Source organism: Pseudomonas sp. D1HM (genome assembly GCF_019266105.1).
GTDB lineage: Bacteria > Pseudomonadota > Gammaproteobacteria > Pseudomonadales > Pseudomonadaceae > Aquipseudomonas > Aquipseudomonas taetrolens.
Genome location: NZ_LRMN01000003.1, coordinates 80978 through 104510 on the forward strand (window position 1 = coordinate 80978; position 23533 = coordinate 104510).

Annotated in this window: 17 protein-coding genes and 3 tRNA genes; 9 read left to right on the top strand and 11 right to left on the bottom strand. The window is 56.1% G+C overall.

From position 1 onward, the window contains the following. Window positions 1–6: 6 nt before the first annotated feature. Window positions 7–765, bottom strand: a complete 759-nt coding sequence (locus tag AWM69_RS03475; protein WP_218725784.1) for a class I SAM-dependent methyltransferase — start codon at window positions 763–765, stop codon at window positions 7–9. A 74-nt stretch (window positions 766–839) separates the two neighbouring features. Between AWM69_RS03475 and gloB the strand changes: the two genes are divergently transcribed. The 8 genes from gloB to fabI all read left to right on the top strand — a co-directional run bounded on the left by gloB (window position 840) and on the right by fabI (window position 11464). Then, a complete protein-coding gene (gloB, locus tag AWM69_RS03480) occupies window positions 840–1619 on the top strand; it encodes a hydroxyacylglutathione hydrolase (protein WP_218725785.1) in 780 nt (259 codons plus the stop codon). A 99-nt stretch (window positions 1620–1718) separates the two neighbouring features. Further along, on the top strand, window positions 1719–3119 hold the full coding sequence (locus AWM69_RS03485; protein ID WP_131652844.1) for a lytic transglycosylase domain-containing protein: 1401 nt from the start codon (window positions 1719–1721) through the stop codon (window positions 3117–3119). A 156-nt stretch (window positions 3120–3275) separates the two neighbouring features. Continuing rightward, a complete protein-coding gene (locus AWM69_RS03490; RefSeq protein ID WP_131652843.1) occupies window positions 3276–5105 on the top strand; it encodes an extracellular solute-binding protein in 1830 nt (609 codons plus the stop codon). Beyond that, on the top strand, window positions 5102–6943 hold the full coding sequence (locus AWM69_RS03495; RefSeq protein ID WP_218725786.1) for an extracellular solute-binding protein: 1842 nt from the start codon (window positions 5102–5104) through the stop codon (window positions 6941–6943). Before AWM69_RS03490 ends, AWM69_RS03495 begins: the two co-directional genes overlap by 4 nt. After that, window positions 6944–8017, top strand: coding sequence for a microcin C ABC transporter permease YejB (locus tag AWM69_RS03500; RefSeq protein WP_048379390.1), 1074 nt, complete (start codon window positions 6944–6946; stop codon window positions 8015–8017). It begins immediately after the preceding gene. A gap of 1 nt (window position 8018) precedes the next feature. Beyond that, window positions 8019–9038, top strand: a complete 1020-nt coding sequence (locus tag AWM69_RS03505; protein WP_131652841.1) for an ABC transporter permease — start codon at window positions 8019–8021, stop codon at window positions 9036–9038. Window position 9039: 1 nt separating this feature from the next. After that, window positions 9040–10650, top strand: a complete 1611-nt coding sequence (locus AWM69_RS03510) for an ABC transporter ATP-binding protein (RefSeq protein ID WP_218725787.1) — start codon at window positions 9040–9042, stop codon at window positions 10648–10650. Between the two features lie 19 nt (window positions 10651–10669). After that, window positions 10670–11464, top strand: a complete 795-nt coding sequence (fabI, locus tag AWM69_RS03515; RefSeq protein WP_048379384.1) for an enoyl-ACP reductase FabI — start codon at window positions 10670–10672, stop codon at window positions 11462–11464. Window positions 11465–11619: 155 nt separating this feature from the next. On the opposite strand, the gene AWM69_RS03520 is transcribed toward fabI, so the two are convergent. The 9 genes from AWM69_RS03520 to AWM69_RS03560 form a co-directional block, all read right to left on the bottom strand. After that, the gene (locus AWM69_RS03520; protein ID WP_218725788.1) at window positions 11620–13491 is read right to left on the bottom strand and encodes a SurA N-terminal domain-containing protein; all 1872 of its coding nucleotides are present in this window, start codon (window positions 13489–13491) and stop codon (window positions 11620–11622) included. A gap of 229 nt (window positions 13492–13720) precedes the next feature. Next, a complete protein-coding gene (locus AWM69_RS03525) occupies window positions 13721–13993 on the bottom strand; it encodes an HU family DNA-binding protein (RefSeq protein ID WP_003183171.1) in 273 nt (90 codons plus the stop codon). Between the two features lie 149 nt (window positions 13994–14142). Then, entirely contained in the window at window positions 14143–16539 is a 2397-nt protein-coding gene (lon, locus tag AWM69_RS03530) for an endopeptidase La (RefSeq protein WP_131652838.1), read from the bottom strand. Between the two features lie 163 nt (window positions 16540–16702). Beyond that, window positions 16703–17986 carry an ATP-dependent Clp protease ATP-binding subunit ClpX gene (clpX, locus tag AWM69_RS03535; RefSeq protein ID WP_048379377.1) on the bottom strand — a complete coding sequence of 428 codons (1284 nt, stop codon included), beginning with the start codon at window positions 17984–17986 and terminating at the stop codon, window positions 16703–16705. A 106-nt stretch (window positions 17987–18092) separates the two neighbouring features. Continuing rightward, window positions 18093–18734, bottom strand: a complete 642-nt coding sequence (gene clpP, locus AWM69_RS03540) for an ATP-dependent Clp endopeptidase proteolytic subunit ClpP (protein ID WP_019408040.1) — start codon at window positions 18732–18734, stop codon at window positions 18093–18095. 91 nt (window positions 18735–18825) lie between these two features. Continuing rightward, a complete protein-coding gene (gene tig / locus AWM69_RS03545) occupies window positions 18826–20136 on the bottom strand; it encodes a trigger factor (protein ID WP_048379374.1) in 1311 nt (436 codons plus the stop codon). A gap of 418 nt (window positions 20137–20554) precedes the next feature. After that, a tRNA-Leu gene (locus AWM69_RS03550) sits at window positions 20555–20639 on the bottom strand. A gap of 56 nt (window positions 20640–20695) precedes the next feature. After that, a tRNA-His gene (locus AWM69_RS03555) sits at window positions 20696–20771 on the bottom strand. Between the two features lie 41 nt (window positions 20772–20812). Then, window positions 20813–20889 (bottom strand) — tRNA-Arg (locus tag AWM69_RS03560). 280 nt (window positions 20890–21169) lie between these two features. Here AWM69_RS03560 and folD point away from each other — a divergent pair. Beyond that, window positions 21170–22024, top strand: a complete 855-nt coding sequence (gene folD, locus AWM69_RS03565) for a bifunctional methylenetetrahydrofolate dehydrogenase/methenyltetrahydrofolate cyclohydrolase FolD (protein WP_218725789.1) — start codon at window positions 21170–21172, stop codon at window positions 22022–22024. Window positions 22025–22142: 118 nt separating this feature from the next. On the opposite strand, the gene cysS is transcribed toward folD, so the two are convergent. Beyond that, entirely contained in the window at window positions 22143–23525 is a 1383-nt protein-coding gene (gene cysS / locus AWM69_RS03570) for a cysteine--tRNA ligase (RefSeq protein ID WP_218725790.1), read from the bottom strand. Window positions 23526–23533: the final 8 nt, after the last annotated feature.

Here is a 23533-nt window from a genome sequence, read left to right on the forward strand (position 1 = left end):
AGTGGCTCAAGGATCACTATGACGCCGATTGAGCTTGGCCATCGGCAATGGGATCAGCTTGCCCATCGGTTCACGACGCGACGGATTGACAGGCCGCAAGCCCACAACCATTTTGCGGGCGACCAGTATATAGAAGCCGCCACCGGCCAATTGCCAGCTGCTCGCCCTGCGTTCCCAGCCGGCCAAACGGTTCTGCCAGGCAGCGGAGGCCAGCGGCGGACGATAGCACCCGAAGCGGCGTTTCTCCAGCGCAAAGCCCAGCAGATTCAACCAGTCGACGACGCGCGAAGGCGGAATACAACGCGCCTGGCGCAGCGCATCCTTGGCAAATGCATGCTTGAGCCCCCAACTGCTCCACGGGTTAATGCCGACAATCAACAAGTGCCCGCCCGGGCGCACACTGCTGGCCGCTTCACGCAGCAAACCATGGGGTGACAGGCAGAAATCCAGACCGTGCTGCAACACCACCACATCGGCGGCATGCTCGCATAAAGGCCATGCCTGCTCTTCACAGATGATTTCGACGCCAGGCAAAGGTGCCCCGAGCCGTACATTGCGCTGCACCTGAGGGGCCTTTGGCGGCGTGTCGGCGCCGGGGCCATAGTGCACCAGATAACCACCGAAATAGCGTCCAAGCTCGTCCTCGAGCACGCGTTGCTCCTCTGCAAGCAACAACTGCCCATGGGGACCCGACAGCCATTCGCGGGCCGAACTCATCAGCGCCAGCCACTCAGGATCAGCCTGAGCCAATGCTTTATCGGTCATTGCTCCCTCCAACTCGCCATCCACCTATCACACGCTCTAAGATGCGCCATTGTTTCGTACTTGGGAATTGCACCATGTTACAGATCGACGCCCTGCCCGCCTTTAGTGACAACTACATCTGGTTGTTACAGGACACCCTCCACAAGCGCTGCGCCGTGGTCGATCCAGGTGATGCCGCGCCGGTTCTGGCCTGGCTGGACCTGCACCCGGACTGGGTCCTGAGCGACATTCTGGTTACCCACCATCACTCCGATCATGTCGGCGGTGTCGAACAACTGCATAAACACACTAACGCGAAGGTCTGGGGTCCGGCACAGGAGAACATCCCGGCCCGACAAGTGGCCCTCGGCGACAATGACCGCATTGAAGTGCTGGGCCTGGCATTCGAGGTTTTCCTCGTACCCGGTCACACCCTCGGGCATATTGCCTACTATCACGCTGACGCAACGGCACCGTTGCTGTTTTGTGGTGACACGCTGTTCGCCGCTGGCTGCGGACGGTTATTCGAAGGAACGCCCGAGCAGATGCACCACTCGCTGAGCCGCCTGGCGGCACTCCCCGGCAACACCGGCGTGTATTGCACCCATGAGTACACCTTGAGCAATTTGCGCTTTGCCCAGGCGGTAGAACCCAACAACCCCGAAGTTGCCATGCGCATGGCCCAAGTGACGCAATGGCGCGCCGAGGGACGCATCAGTTTGCCATCAACTATGGCCCTCGAATTGCGTACCAATCCCTTCCTGAGAGTCGGTGAAACATCCGTTAAAGAAAAAGCTGACGAGTGGAACAAGCTCGACAATACGTCGCCCTGCTCGGTCTTTGCCAGCCTGCGCAGCTGGAAAGATAAGTTCTAATCAGGGTCGCGGTTGGCACAAAAATTCTGAACGGTTGACCGCGCCCCATGTGCTTTCTAGAATCCCCCGACATTTTTGCCCGGAACTAACTTCCAGCCAATGTCGTCATCCATACGTAAATCCATCAATTCAGACGCATTGACGCGCTTGGTTAAAGCCATCGCGCTGGCTGTGTCCGCGACGCTCGCGGGCTGCCAAAGCATCGATCATTCGGCACAAACCGCCGAAAGGCCAAGCCTCAAACTGACCAAGCGTATCCCGCAGGAGCCGATCTGGCTCAGCGAGAAACCTGGCCCCGTAGCCCCACAGGATGTGTGGGAGCGGATGCGCCAGGGCTTCAAGTTGCAGGACGGCCAGAACGTCAACCCGCGTATTGAACAGCAGCGCCTGTGGTTCGCCAGTAATCCCTCGTTCCTCGAGAACGCCGGCGAGCGCGGCAGCCTGTACATCCACTACATTGTTGAACGCCTCGAAGAACGCAACATGCCGCTGGAACTGGCGCTGTTGCCAGCCATCGAAAGCGCCTACAACCCAATGGCGTATTCCCACGCCAATGCGGTAGGGCTCTGGCAGTTCATTCCATCGACCGGCCGTTATTTCAACTTGCGCCAGACCCGCGCCTACGATGGACGCCGCGACATTACGGCTTCGACCCTGGCCGCCTTGAACTACCTGAACCGTCTGCACGACATGTTCAACGGGGACTGGTTGCTGGCCCTGGCTGCCTACAATGCGGGTGAAGGCACGGTCAGCCGGGCCATCGAGCGCAACGAAAAGCTCGGTCTGCCCACCGATTACTGGAACCTGCCATTGCCGCAGGAAACCAAGGACTACGTCCCTAAACTGCTGGCCCTGTCCCAAGTAGTTCTGGCCCCTGAAGCCTATGGCATCAATCTCAACCCGATTGCCAACGAACCCTACTTCGAAATGGTCGAGATCAAACAGTCCATGGATCTGTCACGCGTGGCAGCGCTGGCTGAGATCGACGAAGACGAGATGTTCCAGCTGAACCCTGCGTACAAGCAACGAGCCACTATCGATGGCCCGCAGCACTTGCTGGTACCCACCTCCAAGGCGCAATTGCTGACCGCCAGCCTGTCCAGCCTGAAGCCCGAAGAGCTGATCAGCCTGCGTCCGAAAAAACCGGTCTTCGACAACCTTGCCAGCAAGCAACCCGCCCGGCTCAATCGCAAGTACCGCGTCAAAAGTGGCGATAACCTGACGCTCATTGCCAAGAACAACAAGGTCAATGTCAAGGATCTGCAACGCTGGAACCAGCTCACCGGCAAAAACCTCAAGGTCGGCCAGACGCTGGTCATGCAAGACACGCGCAAGGCAACCGTCAAAACAGCCACGAAGTACAAGGTAAAAAAAGGTGACTCGCTGTACATCGTCGCCAAGCGTTTCAACGTCGAAATGCAGCATCTCAAGCGCTGGAATCCAAACAGCGCCAAAGCCCTCAAGCCCGGGCAAGTGCTGACAGTGTCAAAACCGCGCTAAGCGCAATACGCGCCGATCTACGGGCGAGCTGAATCTTACATATAGGTAGGAAGCAGCTTGCCCGTAGTGCTTTCCAGCACGGCCTTTTTCCTACAGATACAAGCTGTTACTGTACGAAGACCAAAAGCCCAATGCCTGGATCGGATCTCTGACTTGATGCGTCCCCTCCTTCCGCTATTCATCAGCCTGGCCTTGAGCTTCCCCGCCAGCGCAAACCTCAGCGAAAGCCATGGTTACGCGCAATTTGGAACCCTCAAATACCCGGCCACATTCACCCATTTTGACTGGGTAAATCCTTCTGCGCCCAAAGGCGGGACGCTGAAGGTCATGGCCTTCGGCACCTTCGATACGCTCAACCCCTACACATTCAAGGGCTCCAGCCCTGTCTCGACGCCAAATTTCTTGCAATATGGGGTCAATGAGCTCAACGAAACCCTGATGGCGGGTACTGGCCAATATGCGCCTTCCGGAGATGAGCCAACTTCCAGTTATGGCTTGATCGCGCAATCGGTCGAGTACAACGAAAGCCGTAGCTGGGTGGTGTTCAACCTGCGTCCCGAAGCACGCTTCCACGATGGCGCCCCCATCACCGCCTACGATGTAGCGTTTTCTTACAACCTGTTGCGCAAAGAAGGCCATCCGCAATACCGAACCCACCTTCAGGAAGTGCAACGGGTCGATATCCTGGGCCCCAAGCGTATTCGCTTCGTGTTCAACCGTGGCGGCAACCCCTTGCTGATCCTGCGCCTGGGCGAGCTGCCGGTATTGCCTCAGCATTACTGGGCCAAACGCGACTTTAAGGCCACGACCTTTGAGCCGCCGCTGGGCAGCGGCCCTTATCGCATCACCACGGTCACTCCGGGTCGGCAACTGGTCTTTGAGCGCGTTAAACAATGGTGGGGCGCCGACCTGCCGGTCAATCGCGGCAAATACAATTTTGACCGGGTTCAGGTGGAGTTCTACCGCGATAGCGATGTCGCATTTGAAGCATTCAAGGCCGGGGAGTTCGATATCTATATCGAGCATCAGGCCAAAAACTGGGCCAATGGCTACAATTTTCCGGCTGCGCGCCGAGGCGATGTGGTCAAGGCAGAGATCACGCACCAGATCCCGACGCAAACCCAGGGGCTGTTCATGAACAGCCGTCGCGCCACCTTCAACCAGGCCCGAGTGCGCGAAGCGCTGGGTCTGATGTTCGACTTTGAATGGACCAATCGCACGCTGTTCAACAGCGCCTATCAGCGCGCCCTCAGCTATTACCCCAACAGTGAGTTCTCGGCCCACGGCATTCCCGTAGGGCATGAATGGCTGATGCTCTCTCCCTGGCGCAGCCAGCTGCCACCTGAACTATTCAGTCAGGCCTTTACCCTGCCTGAAACCGACGGCAGGGGCATCCCGCGCGCCACCTTGCGCCGCGCGCTGGGGTTATTGGAACAAGGTGGATGGAAACTCTCCGGGCAGCGTCTGCTCAATCGTGAAGGCCAGCCGCTCAAATTCGAAATATTGCTGGTAAACCCCAATCTTGAGCGCATCCTGCAGCCCTATGTGGAGAACCTGGCCAGTATCGGGATTGAAACCCGGCTGCGTACCGTGGATCGCGCTCAATACAAGCAACGGCTGGACCAGTTCGATTTCGACATGATTCTGATGACGCTCAACCAGACCCTGAGCCCGGGCCTTGAGCAATGGCAGTACTTCCACTCCAGCCAGGTCAACGTCAAGGGCAGCAAGAACTATGCAGGCGTCTCTGATCCGGTAGTCGATCAACTCCTTGAGCGATTGCTGGCGGCACGGACCCGCGAAGAACAATTGGCGGCTGGGCGGGCGCTGGATCGCGTCCTGCTCTGGCAGCACTACAGCATCCCCAACTGGTATCTGAATTATCACCGCCTGGCGTACCGCAACCGGTTCGCCTTCGTGACCACGCCGCCCTATACGCTAGGCCTGAGTGCGTGGTGGATAAAGCCTACGGAGAAAACCCAATGATGCCTCTGCGTACATTGTTAAAACCGCTCTGTGGCCTGTTGCTGTCCAGCCTGGCCTGCATGGCGCTGGCGGCTCCGCAACATGCACTGACGCTGTATGACGAACCACCCAAATACCCGGCCAACTTCAAGCATGTCGACTACGTGAATCCGGACGCCCCCAAAGGCGGCACGTTCCGCAAGTCGGATTTCGGCAGTTTTGACAGCCTGAACCCCTTTATCAACAAGGGCGTTCCGGCGGCTGATATCGACCTGACTTTCGACACCCTCACCCGCCAGAGCCTCGATGAGCCCTTCACCGCGTATGGCCTGATCGCCGAGAAGATTGAAAAAGCCCCGGACAACAGCTGGGTGCGTTTTTACCTGCGCCCTGAAGCCCACTTCAACGATGGGCACCCTATCCGTGCCGAAGACGTGGTGTTCAGTTTCAACACCCTGATGACCAATGGTTCGCCACTGTTCAAGGGCTATTACAGCGACGTCGACCAGGCCATCGCAGAAAGTCCGCTGCAAGTGAAGTTCACGTTCAAACACAACAAAAACCGCGAGCTGCCGCTGATCCTAGGCCAGCTTCCGGTGCTGCCCAAACACTGGTGGGAAACCCGCGAATTCGACAAAAGCAACCTGGAAATACCTGTAGGGAGCGGTCCTTACAAGGTTGCAGAGATCAACCCCGGGCGTTCGATCCGCTATGAGCGCGACACCCACTACTGGGGCAAGGATCTGCCCATCAACAAGGGACTGTTCAACTTTGATGCGATCACAGTCGATTACTTCCGTGACAACACCGTTGCACTGGAAGCACTCAAAGCCGGTCAGTTCGATTATTGGCTGGAGATCAGCGCCAAAAACTGGGCCAGCGCTTACAACGTCCCGGCGGTGAATCAGGGCCGCTTGAAGAAAGAAGAAATCCGCAACGGCAACCCGACAGGCATGCAGGGTTTCGTGTTTAACCTGCGCAAACCAATGTTTCAGGATGTACGTGTGCGGGAGGCGCTCAGTCTGCTGTTCGACTTTGAATGGACCAACAAACAATTATTCAGCGGCGCCTACGCGCGTACCGGCAGTTATTTTGAAAACTCGGAGATGGCCGCCAAGGCACCTCCAACAGAAGCAGAGCTGGCCATTCTGGAGCCTCTGCGCGGACAGGTCCCCGACAAGGTCTTTACTGACACCTTCAAGCCCAGCGTCACCGATGCCAGCGGCATGATTCGCGACCATCAGCGTCGCGCCTGGAAACTGCTGCAGGACGCGGGCTGGCGCATCGTCGACGACAAAATGGTGGACGCCCAGGGCAAGCCGGTCCAAATCGAGTTTCTGCTGGCACAAACCGAGTTCGAACGGATCCTGCTTCCCTACAAGCGCAACCTCAGCGACCTGGGAATCGACTTGCAGATCCGCCGGGTCGACGTCTCCCAATACCTGAACCGCCTTCGCTCGCGGGACTACGACATGATCGTCGGCAGTTTCCCGCAGTCCAACTCCCCTGGCAGCGAACAGCGCGACTATTGGGAATCGCTGAGTATCGATAAACCCGGGAGCCGCAATTTCATAGGTCTCAAGGACCCGGCCATTGATCAACTGACCGAAGGTTTGATCCACGCCGAGTCGCGACAAAGCCTGATCAATCATGCCCGGGCGCTGGATCGTGTCTTGCAGTGGGGCTTCTACGTGGTACCCAACTGGCATATCAAAACCTGGCGTGTCGCGTATTGGGATCACATCGCTCACCCATCGGTCACTCCGCTGTACGACATCGGCACCAACACCTGGTGGATAAAACCAGATGCGAAACCTGCCGCGCCGACTGACACCCCAAGTCCGAGCCAGGAGCCTTAAATGCTGGCCTATATATTCAGGCGACTGCTGCTGATCATTCCGACGCTTTTCGGGATCCTCCTGATTAACTTCATCATCATTCAAGCGGCGCCTGGCGGCCCGGTGGAACAGATGATCGCCAAGCTCGAAGGCTTCGACGGAGCAACCAGCCGCATCGCAGGCGGCGGCTCTGAAGTCTCGGTGGCCGGTTCCAACTATCGGGGAGCGCAAGGACTCGACCCGGAGCTGATTCACGAAATCGAAAAAATGTACGGCTTCGACAAATCAGCCCCCGAGCGACTGTGGATCATGATCAAGAACTACGCCCGACTGGACTTCGGCGAGAGCTTCTTCCGCGATGCCAAAGTCATCGACCTGATCAAGGAGAAGATGCCGGTGTCCATCTCTCTGGGACTGTGGAGCACCCTGATCATGTACCTGGTGTCGATCCCGCTGGGCATCGCCAAGGCAACCCGACACGGCAGCCCTTTTGATGTCTGGACCAGCTCGGCGATCATCGTGGGGTATGCCATTCCAGCGTTCCTGTTCGCCATCCTGCTGATCGTGGTGTTTGCCGGTGGCAGTTATTTCGACTGGTTCCCGTTACGCGGCCTGACCTCCAACAACTTCGACGAGCTCAGCTGGAGCGGCAAGATCCTCGATTATTTCTGGCACTTGGTGCTGCCGGTGACCGCGCTGGTTATCGGCAACTTTGCGACCATGACCTTGCTCACCAAAAACAGCTTCCTGGACGAGATCAACAAGCAGTATGTGGTCACCGCCAAAGCCAAAGGGCTCAGTAACAACCGCGTGCTCTACGGCCATGTTTTCCGCAACGCCATGTTGCTGGTCATCGCCGGCTTCCCGTCGGCTTTCATCGGCATTTTCTTTACCGGCTCATTGCTGGTCGAGGTCATATTCTCGCTGGACGGCTTGGGGCTGATGAGCTTCGAGGCCGCAATCAACCGTGATTATCCGGTGGTCTTTGGCACCCTGTTTATCTTCACCCTGCTCGGGCTGTTGGTGAAACTGATCGGTGATCTCTCATACACCCTGGTTGATCCGCGCATCGACTTTGAAAGCAGGGAGCATTGAGATGAAGCTATCGCCTCTGAATCGAAGACGCTTCGAGCTCTTCAAGCGAAACAAGCGTGGCTGGTGGTCACTGTGGATCTTTCTGGTGCTGTTCGGGCTAAGCCTGGGAGCTGAGTTGATCGCCAACGATAAGCCATTGGTTATCCATTACGACGGCGACTGGTATTTTCCCGCCCTCAAGCGCTACCCCGAGACAGACTTTGGCGGTGAATTCCCCCTCGAAGCCAACTACAAAAGTCCGTATATCCGTGAATTGCTGGCCAAGAAAGATGCCCTGGTCATTTGGCCGCCCATCCCCTATAGCTACCAGAGCATCAATTACGACCTGAAAGTGCCCGCCCCTGCACCGCCTTCGGCGGAAAACTGGCTGGGGACCGATGATCAGGGGCGCGATGTTCTGGCCCGGGTCATCTACGGCTTCAGGATCTCGGTGCTGTTCGCGCTGACCCTGACCCTCCTGAGCTCGGTCATTGGCGTCATTGCGGGCGCGCTCCAGGGTTTTTATGGCGGCTGGGTCGACCTTGTCGGCCAGCGCTTTCTTGAGATCTGGTCAGGCTTGCCCGTGCTTTACCTGCTGATCATTCTGGCCAGCTTTGTCCAGCCCAACTTTTGGTGGTTGCTGGGGATCATGCTGCTGTTCTCGTGGATGAGCCTCGTAGACGTGGTGCGGGCCGAGTTCCTGCGTGGGCGCAACCTGGAATATGTGCGGGCTGCCCGCGCCCTGGGCATGCAAAACATGGCGATCATGTACCGCCACATTTTGCCCAACGCCATGGTTTCAACCATGACCTTCATGCCGTTTATTTTGACCGGGGCGATCGGCACGCTCACGGCCCTCGACTTTTTGGGGTTCGGTCTGCCGCCGGGCGCGCCCTCACTGGGTGAGCTGGTCGCCCAGGGTAAATCCAACCTGCAAGCGCCCTGGCTGGGGATGAGCGCCTTCGCGGTGCTGGCGATAATGCTCAGCCTGCTGGTATTTATCGGTGAGTCCGCTCGCGATGCCTTCGACCCGAGGAAATGAGATGACGCAGGACAACCTGATCGAAGTGCGCGATCTCTCTGTTGAATTTGCAAGCGATGGAAAACCGCAGCGCGTGGTGCAAGGCATCAGTTTTGATATCAAGCGCGGGGAAACGCTCGCGCTGGTCGGCGAAAGCGGCTCGGGCAAATCGGTCACCGCACACTCTATCCTGAGGCTGCTGCCCTACCCCATCGCCCGCCATCCGAGCGGCAGCATCCTGTATTCGGGACACGACCTGCTGACCCTGAACGAGAATAAACTGCGGCATATTCGTGGCAACCGGATTGCGATGATTTTTCAAGAACCCATGACCTCGCTGAACCCCTTGCACTGCATTGAGAAGCAAATCAATGAAGTTCTCGGGATTCACAAAGGACTCACGGGCAAGGCGGCCACACGCCGTACCCTGGAGCTTCTTGAGCTGGTTGGCATACCTGAACCCGTAAAGCGCCTCAAAGCATTGCCACACGAGCTCTCAGGCGGCCAGAGACAGCGAGTCATGATCGCCATGGCCCTGGCCAACGAACCAGAGCTGTTGATTGCCGACGAACCGACCACGGCGCTGGACGTTACGGTCCAACTGAAAATTCTCGATTTATTGAAAGATCTGCAAGCCCGGCTGGGCATGTCATTGCTACTGATCAGTCACGATTTGAACCTTGTTCGACGAATTGCCCACCGAGTATGTGTCATGCAGCGCGGTTGCATCGTCGAACAAGCATCGTGCGAACAGTTGTTCCGTTCGCCGCAACATCCCTACACCCGGGAACTGCTCAGTGCAGAGCCCAGTGGAGGCCCCGCCAGCACTGTTGCCGGGCCACCCTTGCTGGACGTCGAGGACTTGAAAGTCTGGTTCCCGATCAAAAAAGGGCTGTTGCGCAAGACGGTCGACCATGTGAAGGCCGTCGACGGCATCAACTTCAGCCTTCCACGTGGGCAAACCCTGGGTATCGTGGGAGAAAGCGGCTCAGGCAAATCGACCCTGGGCCTGGCAATTTTGCGCTTGATTGCCAGCAAGGGCTCGATCCGTTTTGGAGACAAACGATTAGACTGTTTGTCGCAGCAAGAAGTCAGACCGCTGCGACGGGAAATGCAGGTGGTGTTCCAGGACCCTTTCGGCAGCCTCAGCCCACGCATGAGCGTGAGCGAGATTGTCGGTGAAGGCTTGCGTATTCACCGCATGGGCACCGCCCAGGAGCAAGAAACCGCTATTATTGAAGCCTTGCGAGAAGTAGGCCTGGATCCGGAAACCCGGCACCGCTACCCTCACGAGTTTTCAGGCGGACAACGGCAAAGAATCGCCATTGCCCGCGCATTGGTGTTAAAGCCGGCGTTGATTTTGCTGGACGAGCCAACCTCAGCGTTGGACCGGACCGTACAACGTCAGGTAGTCGAGCTGTTGCGCTCACTGCAAGCCAAGTACAACCTGACATATTTGTTTATCAGCCATGATCTGGCGGTAGTCAAAGCGCTGAGCCACCAATTGATGGTGGTCAAGCATGGCCAAGTGGTCGAACAGGGTGAAGCGCAAAGTATCTTTGCCTCACCGCAACATCCATATACACAACAGCTGCTGGAAGCCGCCTTTTTGGCACCAGTGGCTGTCGATTAACCTGATAGAGGAACAACACATGGGTTTTCTCGCCGGTAAGCGCGTCCTGATCGTCGGTGTCGCTAGCAAATTGTCCATCGCTTCTGGCATTGCTGCCGCCATGCACCGTGAAGGCGCCGAACTTGCCTTCACTTATCAGAACGAAAAGCTTAAAGGCCGCGTTGAAGAGTTCGCTGCAGGCTGGGGCTCCAGCCCTGAACTGTGCTTCCCTTGCGACGTTGCCAGCGATGAAGAAATCGCTAAGGTTTTCGAAGAACTGAGCAAAAAGTGGGATGGCCTGGACTGCATCGTTCACTCCGTAGGTTTCGCCCCGGGCGACCAACTGGACGGTGACTTCACTGACGCCACCACCCGCGAAGGTTTCCGCATTGCTCACGACATCAGCGCCTACAGCTTCGTGGCCCTGGCCAAAGCTGGCCGCCCGATGATGAAAGGCCGCAACGGTAGCCTGCTGACCCTGTCCTACCTGGGCGCAGAGCGCACCATGCCTAACTACAACGTGATGGGCATGGCCAAGGCCAGCCTGGAAGCCGGCGTACGCTATCTGGCTGGCAGCCTGGGCCCTGAAGGCACCCGCGTTAACTGCGTATCGGCAGGCCCGATCCGCACACTGGCAGCATCCGGGATCAAGAACTTCCGTAAAATGCTGGCGGCCAACGAAGCGCAAACACCCCTGCGTCGCAACGTCACCATCGACGAAGTCGGCAATGCCGGCGCCTTCCTGTGCTCGGACCTCGCGTCGGGCATCAGCGGCGAAATCATGTACGTAGACGGTGGCTTCAACACCACCGCAATGGGCAACATCGAAGAATAAACCCTTCGCCATCGCCACAAAAAACGCCCGGGGCATTAATTGCACCGGGCGTTTTTCGTTCTGATGTCCAGGGACTAACCGCCGGGGCTACTTTACCGCCCATAAAAAATGGCCGCTCAATGAGCGGCCATTTTTAGTGAGGCTACGAAGAACGCTTAGTAGCGCTCGACCTTGGCCTCGTTTTCCAACTGCTTGCGGTAGGCTGCAAAGTCTTGCTGGCCAGCACGCGAAGCGAGGAAGCGGCGATAGGACGCTTTCTCTTCTTCGGTGGGTTGCGCAGCATCGTTAACGCCGTTCAAACGCAGAACAACCACACTGCCATCGGCCAGGGTGACACTGCCAAACGTCGGCTTGTCCTTGGACTCAGGTCTGGCCATGCGGAACACGGCTTGCAGGACCGCAGGATCAATACCTTCCTGGCTCCGGGCAACCGCTTCTTGCGCCTTCCACGACTGACCATCAACCGGCTGATTCAACGGCAGCTTGCCATCGCGCAGCCCTTTGATGATGTCTTCAGCCCTGGTCTTGGCCGCAGCACTTGCATGCTCCTTGACCAGTTGCGCACTAATGCTCGAGGCAACGGCTTCCAGAGGCAACTGCTCAGGCTTGCGGTGCTCCTTGACGCGCAATACAACCACGGTCTCGGGATCGAGTTCGATCGCAGTGCTGTTCGCACCCTCATCCATCACCTCAGTGCTGAATGCAGCCTGGATCACAGCACGATTGGCCGTAATGCCATCACCCCCTTCACGCCCAAATGGCTCAGAGGTATGCACAGTCAGCTTCAACTCCTGGGCAGGCTGGGCCAGATCCGATGCTTCAAAAGCCGAATCCTCAAGCTGCTTGGTCGCGTCAACGAAGCTGCGCTCAACCTGTTGCGTTTTCAGATCACGCGTCAGCTTGTCTTTCAAACTGGCGAAGCTCGGCACTTCAGGTGCTTCAACACCCAGCAGCTTGATCAGGTGATAACCGAAGCTGGTACGCACCGGCTCGGAAACCTGATCCTTGTTCAGAGCATAGAGCGCTGTTTCGAACACTGGATCATAGACACCCTGACCCGCGAAGCCCAGATCGCCGCCATTGGCAGCAGAACCCGGATCCTGGGAGAACTCCTTGGCCAATGCCTCGAAGCTTTCGCCCTTGGCCAATCGCTGCTGAATCTCGACGATTTTCGCTTTGGCTTGCTCGTCGCTGACCTTGTCGCTGACTTCGATCAGAATGTGTGCAGCACGACGCTGTTCTGCCAGGTTGGCAATTTCTTTCTGATAAAGCGCTTGCAGCTCATCATCTTTAACAGTCACCTGATCAAAGAAAGCCGACTTCTTCAATTCGATGTAGTCGATCACGACCTGATCCGGCGTCATGAACTCTTTGGCATGCTCGTCGTAGTAGGCCTTGATCTCTTCGTCACTGAGTTTCACCGCGGCCGGGTCGGCCTTGATGTTCAGAGAAGCGAAATCACGGGTTTGCTTTTCAAGACGGGCAAACGCATTCACCTGTTCGTCGGTCACAAAGCCGCTGCCAGCCAAACCGGCACGGAGCTGACCGATCAGCATTTCCTGACCCAGCATGTCGCGGAACTGCAGACGGCCGTAGCCCAGCTGACGAATCACCTGATCGAAACGCTCAGGGCTGAACTTGCCATCTTCCTGAAACTCGGGAGTCAGCAGAATCACTTGATCCAGTGCCGCCTCGGAGAAGGAGAACTTCGCTTCATTGGCGCCTTGCAGCAACAGCTTGCGATCGATCAACCCCTTGAGGGCCGCTTCGCGCAGCATCTTCTCATCCAGCAGAGAAGCGTCGAAATCCTTGCCCAACTGCTGCATCAGCTGACGACGTTGCATGTCGACGGCCTGGCTCAGTTCGGTCTGAGTGATTTCTTCACCGTTTACCTTGGCGGCATCCTGGCTGGTAGAGGTGGCTTGGAAAATGGCATCGAAACCTGTCAACGCCATTAACGCGACGATGACTCCGATGATGGTCTTGGCAATCCAACCTTGTGAATTGTCCCTGATATTTTGCAGCATGCTTCCCCCAGAAACGGTCTTACGTAATGAACAACCGTGGAGCGTGGGTAGAGTCCGGATAGAAGAAAGGCGCATCCGAGGATGCGCCTTCTCGTAACTGGCGGAGCGGACCGGGCTCGAACCCGCGACCCCCGGCGTAACACGACGATGTCATCATCGACGGCACTACCGCTCCGCTGCCAAGCCTGGCGTGCGCCTGACCCGGTTGGGTAAAAGGTGTTACAGAAACTTAGTTAACCGCTTCTTTCAGTGCTTTGCCGGCTTTGAAACCAGGCTTTTTAGCAGCAGGAATTTCCAGCGTTTTACCGGTCTGTGGGTTACGACCAGTGCGAGCAGGACGATCGGTTACAGAGAAAGTACCAAAGCCAACCAGTACCACAGAGTCGCCAGCCTTAAGAGCACCAGTGACGGATTCGATTACTGCGTCCAGTGCACGACCAGCTGCAGCTTTCGGGATATCAGCAGATGCAGCGATAGCATCAATCAGTTCCGACTTGTTCACTCTAAGTCCCCTTATATCTGTTTGAGTATGTTTCTAAAGTTTTTTGGTGAAAGCAAAAACGATTGCTGAAGCACTTATTGACACTTATAGAGCCGCTTTATAACAAGGGCTCTAAAAAGCGTCAAGAAAGCACATCAGGCAAATCCGTATTAATGCGTGCTAATTCTTTCCTTAGAGTCAGACTCTCGCTTGTCGTCCTTGGCAACAATCTCGGGAGCCACATCCGGCAAGGGCTCCGGCGCGTATTGCAGCGCAATTTGCAGGACCTCGTCAATCCATTTAACCGGTTTGATTTGAAGATCCTGTTTGATGTTGTCAGGAATTTCCTTCAGATCGCGAACATTCTCTTCAGGAATAATTACCGTCTTGATCCCACCACGGTGAGCCGCCAATAACTTTTCCTTCAAGCCTCCGATCGCCAATACCTGACCACGCAGAGTAATTTCACCGGTCATTGCAACATCTGCACGCACAGGAATAAGTGTCAATGCCGAGACCAGCGCCGTGCACATGCCGACACCCGCACTTGGGCCATCCTTGGGCGTAGCGCCTTCCGGCATGTGAATGTGAATGTCTCGTTTCTCGTGGAAATCCAATGGGATACCGAGGCTCTTGGCGCGGCTTCGTACCACCGTCAAAGCCGCGGTAATCGACTCAAGCATCACGTCACCGAGCGAGCCGGTCTTGATCAACTGTCCTTTACCCGGCACAACAGCGGCTTCAATCGTCAGCAATTCACCCCCCACCTGAGTCCAGGCCAACCCGGTCACTTGACCGATCTGGTCCTGCTGCTCGGCGAGGCCGTAGCTGAATTTTCTTACACCCAGGAAGTGCTCCAGGAGCTCCGGAGTCACGGTCACCGTGAAGCGTTTTTCCATCGCATGTTCTTTGACCGCCTTGCGGCAAATCTTCGCGATCTGGCGCTCAAGGCCCCGCACACCGGCTTCACGCGTGTAATAACGAATGATGTCCCGAATCGCTTCGTTGTCGAATGCCAGCTCACCCTTCTTCAGGCCATTGGCCTCAATTTGCTTGGGCGCGAGGTATTTGACCGCGATATTGATTTTTTCGTCTTCGGTGTAGCCCGGCAGACGAATGACTTCCATCCGGTCCAGCAAGGCCGGCGGGATGTTCATCGAGTTGGAGGTGCACAGGAACATTACATCGGACAGGTCGTAGTCGACCTCCAGGTAATGGTCATTGAAGTTGTGGTTTTGCTCGGGATCCAGCACTTCGAGCAATGCAGAGGCCGGATCGCCACGCATGTCGCTGCCCATCTTGTCGATTTCATCGAGCAGGAACAACGGGTTGCGAACACCCACCTTTGTCATTTTTTGAATCAATCGACCTGGCATCGAACCGATGTAGGTGCGGCGATGACCACGGATTTCCGCCTCATCACGAACGCCACCCAAAGCCATGCGTACGAACTTGCGGTTCGTTGCATGAGCAATGGATTCTGCCAGCGAGGTTTTACCCACACCAGGAGGTCCGACCAGACACAGAACCGGACCACGAATTTTCTTCACGCGCTTCTGCACGGCGAGGTATTCGAGAATCCGCTCTTTGACTTCGTCCAGACCGTAGTGATCCGCGTCAAGAATGTCCTCAGCACGCTTCAGGTCAAGGCGTACCTTGCTCTGGGCCTTCCACGGCACCTGAACCAGCCAGTCGATGTAGGAGCGCACCACGGTGGCTTCTGCAGACATCGGCGACATTTGCTTGAGTTTGTTCAACTCGGCCTGGGCCTTGGCCATTGCATCCTTTGGCAAGCCCGCAGCATCGATACGCTTTTTCAGCTCTTCGATTTCGTTGTGACCTTCGTCACCATCGCCCAGCTCTTTCTGAATGGCCTTCATCTGCTCATTCAGGTAGTACTCGCGCTGGCTGCGCTCCATTTGCTTTTTGACACGGCCACGGATGCGTTTTTCGACCTGCAACAGGTCAATTTCGGCATCCAGCAACGCCAGGACGTGCTCGACCCGGGTTTGCAGGTCAATGATTTCGAGAATTTCCTGCTTCTGTTCGATCTTGAGCGCCATGTGGGCAGCCATCGTATCGACCAGACGACTTGGCTCATCAATGCTGTTAAGCGAAGACAGAACTTCGGCCGGGACTTTTTTCCCCAGCTGCACATACTGCTCGAACTGCGAGAGCAGGCTGCGTACGAATACTTCGGACTCTCGTTCCGGTGCTGCCTCTTCATCGATCAAAGAGACTTCGGCACTCAGGTAACCATCCGCCTGGCCAAAATGCTCGACAGCACCACGCTGCTCGCCTTCGACCAGTACTTTAACGGTGCCATCCGGGAGTTTGAGCAACTGCAGGACCGTGGCGATAGTACCTACGCGATAAAGGGCATCTTCACCCGGATCATCGTCCGCAGGATTTTTCTGAGCCAACAGCAGAATCTGCTTGTCGCCCGTCATCGCAGCCTCAAGGGCCTCGATTGATTTCTCGCGTCCCACGAACAGTGGGATCACCATGTGCGGATACACCACAACATCGCGCAATGGCAGGAGAGGCAATTCGATGGTTGTCTTCATGATTTCGCCTCTACGGCGGCCATAAGGCCGTAATCAGATGGATGTAAGCTTGGAGCCAAGATGGGGGCAGTGTCGAAAAAAAACAAGCGTTGAACGACAGGAAAAAAAAAGGGGCCCGAAGGCCCCTTCTTTAACACGCAGCGTGTAATACAAAGCAATACACTTACGCGTCAGGTGCAGCCTTGGCAGTCGCTTCGTTGTTTTCATAAATCAACAACGGCTTGGACTTGCCTTCAATAACGCTTTCGTCGATCACCACTTTACTCACCTCGGACTGCGAGGGGATTTCATACATGGTGTCGAGCAGCACGCCTTCAAGAATCGAACGCAGGCCACGTGCGCCAGTCTTGCGCTCAAGCGCACGCTTGGCGACGGCTTTCAAGGCATCGGCACGGAACTCAAGATCAACGCCTTCCATCTCGAACAACTTGCCGTACTGCTTGGTCAACGCGTTTTTCGGCTCGGTAAGAATCTGCATCAATGCAGCTTCATCAAGCTCATCCAGCGTCGCCAAAACAGGCAGACGACCCACGAATTCCGGGATCAGACCGAACTTGACCAGATCGTCAGGCTCGACTTCACGCAGGGATTCGCCAACCTTCTTGCCCTCTTCTTTACTGCGAACTTCAGCACTGAAGCCGATGCCGCCACGTGTCGAACGAGCCTGTACAACCTTTTCCAGACCCGAGAACGCGCCACCACAGATAAACAGGATGTTGCGGGTATCAACCTGCAAGAATTCCTGCTGTGGATGCTTGCGACCGCCCTGAGGCGGCACGGAAGCCACGGTGCCTTCAATCAGCTTGAGCAAGGCCTGCTGGACACCTTCGCCGGAAACATCGCGGGTAATCGAAGGGTTGTCGGATTTGCGCGAAATCTTGTCGATTTCATCGATATAGACAATACCCATCTGGGCCTTCTCTACATCGTAATCGCATTTCTGAAGCAGCTTCTGAATGATGTTTTCCACATCTTCGCCCACGTAACCGGCTTCAGTCAGCGTGGTTGCGTCAGCAATGGTAAACGGTACATTCAGCAGACGGGCCAGTGTTTCAGCCAGCAGGGTTTTACCCGAGCCGGTCGGGCCGATCAGCAGGATGTTGCTCTTGCCGAGTTCGACGTCGTCATTCTTTTTGTCACGTTGGTTAAGGCGCTTGTAGTGGTTATACACCGCTACAGCCAAAACCTTTTTGGCACGTTCCTGACCAATGACGTATTGATCAAGAATGCCGCTGATTTCTTTTGGCGAAGGTAATTTATGCGCGCTGCTTTCGGCCTGGGCTTCCTGCACCTCCTCACGGATGATGTCATTGCACAGGTCGACGCATTCGTCGCAGATAAAGACCGAGGGGCCGGCAATCAATTTGCGCACTTCATGCTGGCTTTTGCCACAGAAGGAGCAATAGAGCAATTTGCCGTTGTCCTCGCCGTTGCGGGTGTCAGTCATTCGATCGATCCAAATCCGATAGGCTTGCAACACAAGATGAAGGCAACTGCGGGCTTTTTCAAGCCCACAGGTGGTCAGTTAACCCGACCGGCCACACTTGTACTGCTTAAGCGGGCATTTGACGCTTGCTGAACACAGAGTCGATCAGACCATATTCGGCTGCACGCTCGGCGCTCATGAAGTTGTCACGTTCGGTATCGCGCTCGATGGTTTCGAGCGTTTGACCGGTGTGGTGAGCCAACAGCGAGTTCAAACGATGACGAATGTTGAGGATTTCCTTGGCATGGATGTCGATATCCGAAGCCTGCCCCTGGAAACCGCCCAACGGCTGGTGAATCATCATGCGCGAGTTAGGCAGGCAGTGACGCTTGCCTGGCGCGCCGCCAGCCAACAGGAATGCACCCATGCTGCACGCTTGACCGATACAGATGGTCGACACGTCCGGCTTGATGAACTGCATGGTGTCGTAGATCGACATGCCAGCAGTTACCGAGCCACCCGGTGAGTTGATGTAAAGATGGATGTCCTTGTCCGGATTTTCGGCCTCAAGGAACAACAGCTGCGCCGCCACCAGGTTGGCCATGTAGTCTTCTACAGGGCCTACCAGGAAGATGATTCGCTCCTTCAACAGGCGCGAATAGATGTCATAGGCACGTTCGCCACGGGCAGACTGCTCAACAACCATCGGGACCAGGCCGCCTGCGGCCTGGATGTCAGAGTTCTGCTGAATATAAGAATTGCGGGACATGTCCGGCAGTCACTCCCAAATAGTCATGTCTGGAATACGCATAAGCCAGCTCGAGGCTGGCTTATGGTTGTGTTTTCTAACGATTCAGAAATCAGTCGGCTTGTGGAGCTTCCACCGGCTTAACAGCTTCTTCGTAAGAGACCGCTTTATCGGTCACCTTAGCCTTCTGCAGAACAGTATCCACAACTTGCTCTTCCAGCACAACCGAACGCACTTCGTTCAATTGCTGGTCATTTTTGTAGTACCAAGCTACAACCTGCTCCGGCTCCTGGTAAGCGGAAGCCATTTCCTGAATCATTTCGCGAACGCGATCTTCGTCAGGCTTGAGGTCGAACTGCTTGACCACTTCAGCCACGATCAGACCCAGCACTACACGGCGCTTGGCTTGCTCTTCGAACAGCTCAACCGGCAGTTGGTCCGGCTTGATGTTGCCACCGAACTGCTGAACAGCCTGAACGCGCAGACGATCAACTTCGCTGGACAGCAATGCCTTAGGCACTTCGATCGGGTTGGCAGCCAGCAGACCGTCCATTACCTGATTCTTGACCTTGGATTTGATCGCCTGACGCAGCTCGCGCTCCATGTTCTTGCGAACTTCAGCACGGAAACCTTCCAGACCCGTTTCCTTGATACCGAACTGGGCGAAGAACTCTTCGTTCAGTTCCGGCAGCTTGGGCTCGGATACAGTGTTGACCGTTACAGTGAACTCAGCGGCTTTGCCAGCCAGGTCCAGGTTCTGGTAGTCAGCCGGGAAAGTCAGGTTCAGAACGCGCTCTTCGCCAGCCTTGGCACCCACCAGACCTTCTTCGAAGCCAGGGATCATGCGGCCCGAACCCAGAACCAGCTGGGTAGCCTTGGCGGAACCGCCAGCGAATACTTCGCCATCAACCTTGCCAACGAAATCGATGTTCAGCTGGTCTTCGTTCTGAGCAGCACGCTCAGTCACTTCAAAGCGGGTGTTCTGCTTGCGCAGCACGTCCAGCATTTTATCCAGGTCGGCATCAGCCACTTCGGCGCTCAGGCGCTCGATGGCGATGGTGTCCAGACCGGTCACTTCGAATTCAGGGAAAACTTCGAACGTGGCAACGTATTCCAGATCCTTGCCTTTTTCAAAGACCTTAGGCTCGACCGAAGGCTGGCCGGCAGGGTTCAGCTTTTGCTCAACCACTGCTTCATAGAAGGATGCCTGGATCACATTGCCCAGAGCTTCTTGACGTGCATCAGCTTCGTAACGCTGACGAATCACGCTCATTGGCACCTTGCCTGGACGGAAGCCCGGGATCTTGGCCTTTTGGGCAGTCTGTTGCAGACGCTTGTTGACTTCAGCCTCAATACGCTCAGCTGGCACGCCAATGGTCATGCGACGCTCAAGAGCGGAAGTATTTTCAACAGAAACTTGCATGGATATTCCTCGTTGCACAGACGTTAGCCGGCCGTTTCCGACCCCATAATCAAGGGCATGCATTCTAGAGGGTCAAACTCAAGAAGTCACCCTACCGGAATCGAGCAAAGAAACAGCAGGTACATTATTAAGCGGAAGCAATCATTTGCTTAACCACCTCAGAACACACAAACCTTTACACACAGACCCTAATTCAGAGCCTTCTATATAGAAGCAAGCATCAGACAGGCGCCCGGCAAGCTCTCTACGGCGCATGAAGATCAAAAAACCGCATAATGCAGCAACACAATGCAGCTCACCTCAACGCCGGAAAATCGCCCGACACCCCTATCAGAACCAAAAACCGCCAGAACGAAAAAGGCGCAGCCCTTTTCAGGTGCTGCGCCTTTTTGTCAAACAGTGGATGAACCACTAAATTTGGTGCGGACGGAGAGACTCGAACTCTCACACCTTGCGGCGCTGGAACCTAAATCCAGTGTGTCTACCAATTCCACCACATCCGCATTTCAAACTTTTGAAGCAAAGACGCCAGATGATTAATCTGGCGTCTTTCTAAATATGGGGTGGACGAAGGGGATCGAACCCTCGACAACGGGAGTCACAATCCCGTGCTCTACCAACTGAGCTACGCCCACCATATTGCCTGTGTTGCCTTACTTGTGCCAAAGCTGCCTAATGGCGCACCCGGCAGGACTCGAACCTGCGACCATCCGCTTAGAAGGCGGATGCTCTATCCAGCTGAGCTACGGGCGCCTTGTTAATCTGTACTCTGTGACGACTACAAACTAAGTGCTTTCAGTATCACCAAGCTAGACATCAACTTCGCTCTACCTTCTTAACCAGTGCTAGGCTGTGCCCGACAAGTGCGACGAATGTTATAGGTGAGTCGGGAAGTCGTCAACACTTTTTTGAAAAAAGTTTAGAAATATAAAGGGGTTAGGGGAATAAGCAGACCAAGCGCCTTTGCCCTTACGCCACGGCATGCGAGAATGCACGTCCTTTTTCCACCCTTTACGATGGTTAATCACGCGTAATGACTGCACAACTAATCGACGGCAAAGCGATCGCCGCCAGCCTGCGCCAGCAGATTGCCAAACGTGTCGCCGAGCGCCACGAGCAAGGCCTGCGCACCCCTGGCCTGGCAGTGATTCTGGTAGGCAGCGATCCTGCCTCCCAGGTTTATGTTTCGCACAAGCGTAAAGACTGCGAAGAGGTAGGCTTCCTTTCTCAAGCCTATGACCTGCCTTCCGATACGACCCAGCAAGCCCTGACCGATCTGATCGACCGCCTTAATGAAGACGCGAACATCGACGGCATCCTGCTGCAACTGCCCCTTCCGGAACACCTGGATGCGTCCAGACTGCTGGAGCGCATTCGCCCGGACAAAGACGTTGACGGTTTTCACCCTTATAACGTCGGCCGCCTGGCACAGCGCATCCCCCTGCTGCGCCCGTGCACGCCTAAAGGCATCATGACCTTGCTGGAAAGCACCGGTCAGGACCTGTACGGAATGGACGCAGTGATTGTGGGTGCCTCCAACATCGTGGGTCGCCCAATGGCCATGGAGCTGTTGCTGGCTGGCTGCACCGTGACCGTCACCCACCGCTTCACCAAGGATCTGGCGGGCCACGTCGGCCGAGCCGACCTGGTGGTTGTAGCCGCCGGCAAGCCGGGCCTGGTCAAGGGCGAATGGATCAAGGAAGGCGCCATCGTGATCGACGTTGGCATCAACCGTCAGGCTGACGGCAAGCTGGTGGGCGACGTGGTTTACGAGACCGCCCTGCCCCGCGCCGGCTGGATCACCCCGGTGCCGGGCGGCGTAGGCCCGATGACTCGTGCCTGCCTGCTGGAAAACACCTTGTACGCAGCTGAAACATTGCACGGCTGATTATTGTGCAAACCGCTGCAGATAACGGCACCTTCGGGTGCCGTTTTTAGTAGCGACGGTAAAAGACAGGCAAACAAAAGCCCGCACTGGGCGGGCTTTTGTTCATACAACGGGCAACCTAGTCAGCCAGACGCCAGGTAGTACCGCCTTTACCGTCTTCCAGCACAACACCCATTGCCGTGAGCTGATCGCGAATCCGATCAGACTCCGCCCAGTCCTTACCGGCACGGGCGGCCAAACGCGCATCAATCAAGACCTGAACCTGAGCGGCATCGACTTTGCCTTCGGCACCCGCCTGCAGGAAGTCATCGGCCTCCAACTGCAGAACACCCAGCACATCCGCCAGTTGCTTGAGGCGCGCAGCCAGACCGGCCGCAGCCTGCAGATCGGTTTCGCGCAACCGGTTGATCTCGCGAACCATCTCGAACAGCACTGCACAGGCTTCCGGCGTACCAAAGTCGTCGTTCATTACCTGGGTAAAGCGCTCGACAAATGCTTCGCCACCGGCTGCAGCCACCTTCGGCAAGCCTTTAAGTGCGTTGTAGAAACGATCAAGGGCTGCTTTCGCATCCTTGAGGTTGTCTTCTGAGTAGTTGATCGAGCTACGGTAGTGGCTCGACACCAACAGATAACGCACCACTTCCGGGTGATATTTCGCCAGAACATCGCGAATGGTGAAGAAGTTGTTCAAGGATTTGGACATCTTCTCGCCATTGATGCGAATCATCCCGCAGTGCATCCAGGCGTTGGCGTAGGTTTTACCGGTCGCCGCCTCGCTTTGGGCGATTTCGTTTTCATGGTGCGGGAACTCAAGATCACTGCCCCCCCCATGAATATCGAACGTCTCACCCAGGCAGCAGGTCGACATCACCGAGCACTCAATGTGCCAGCCCGGACGCCCTGCTCCCCATGGCGACTCCCAGCTCGGTTCGCCGGGCTTGACGCCCTTCCACAGCACGAAGTCCAGCGGATCATCCTTGGCCTCGTCGACCTCGATGCGTGCACCGATGCGCAGGTCTTCGATCTTTTTGCGTGACAGCTTGCCGTAACCCATGAACTTGGCAACGCGGTAATACACGTCACCATTGCCCGGAGCGTAGGCGTAACCCTTGTCGATCAAGGTCTGGATCATCGCGTGCATGCCCGGGATATGATCCGTGGCACGAGGCTCCATATCCGGCTTGAGGATATTGAGCCGCGCTTCATCTTCATGCATCGCCGCGATCATGCGCTCGGTCAGCACCTCAAAAGGCTCGCCGTTTTCACGGGCACGATTGATGATCTTGTCTTCAATATCCGTGATGTTTCGCACATAGGTCAGGTTGTAACCGCTGAAACGCAACCAGCGGGTCACCAGATCGAAAGCGATCATGCTGCGGCCATGGCCAATGTGGCAGTAGTCGTACACGGTCATGCCGCACACGTACATGCGCACATTGTTACCGTCCAGCGGCTTGAAAACTTCTTTGCTCTTGGTGAGCGTGTTGTAGATCGTAAGCACGGCTTGTT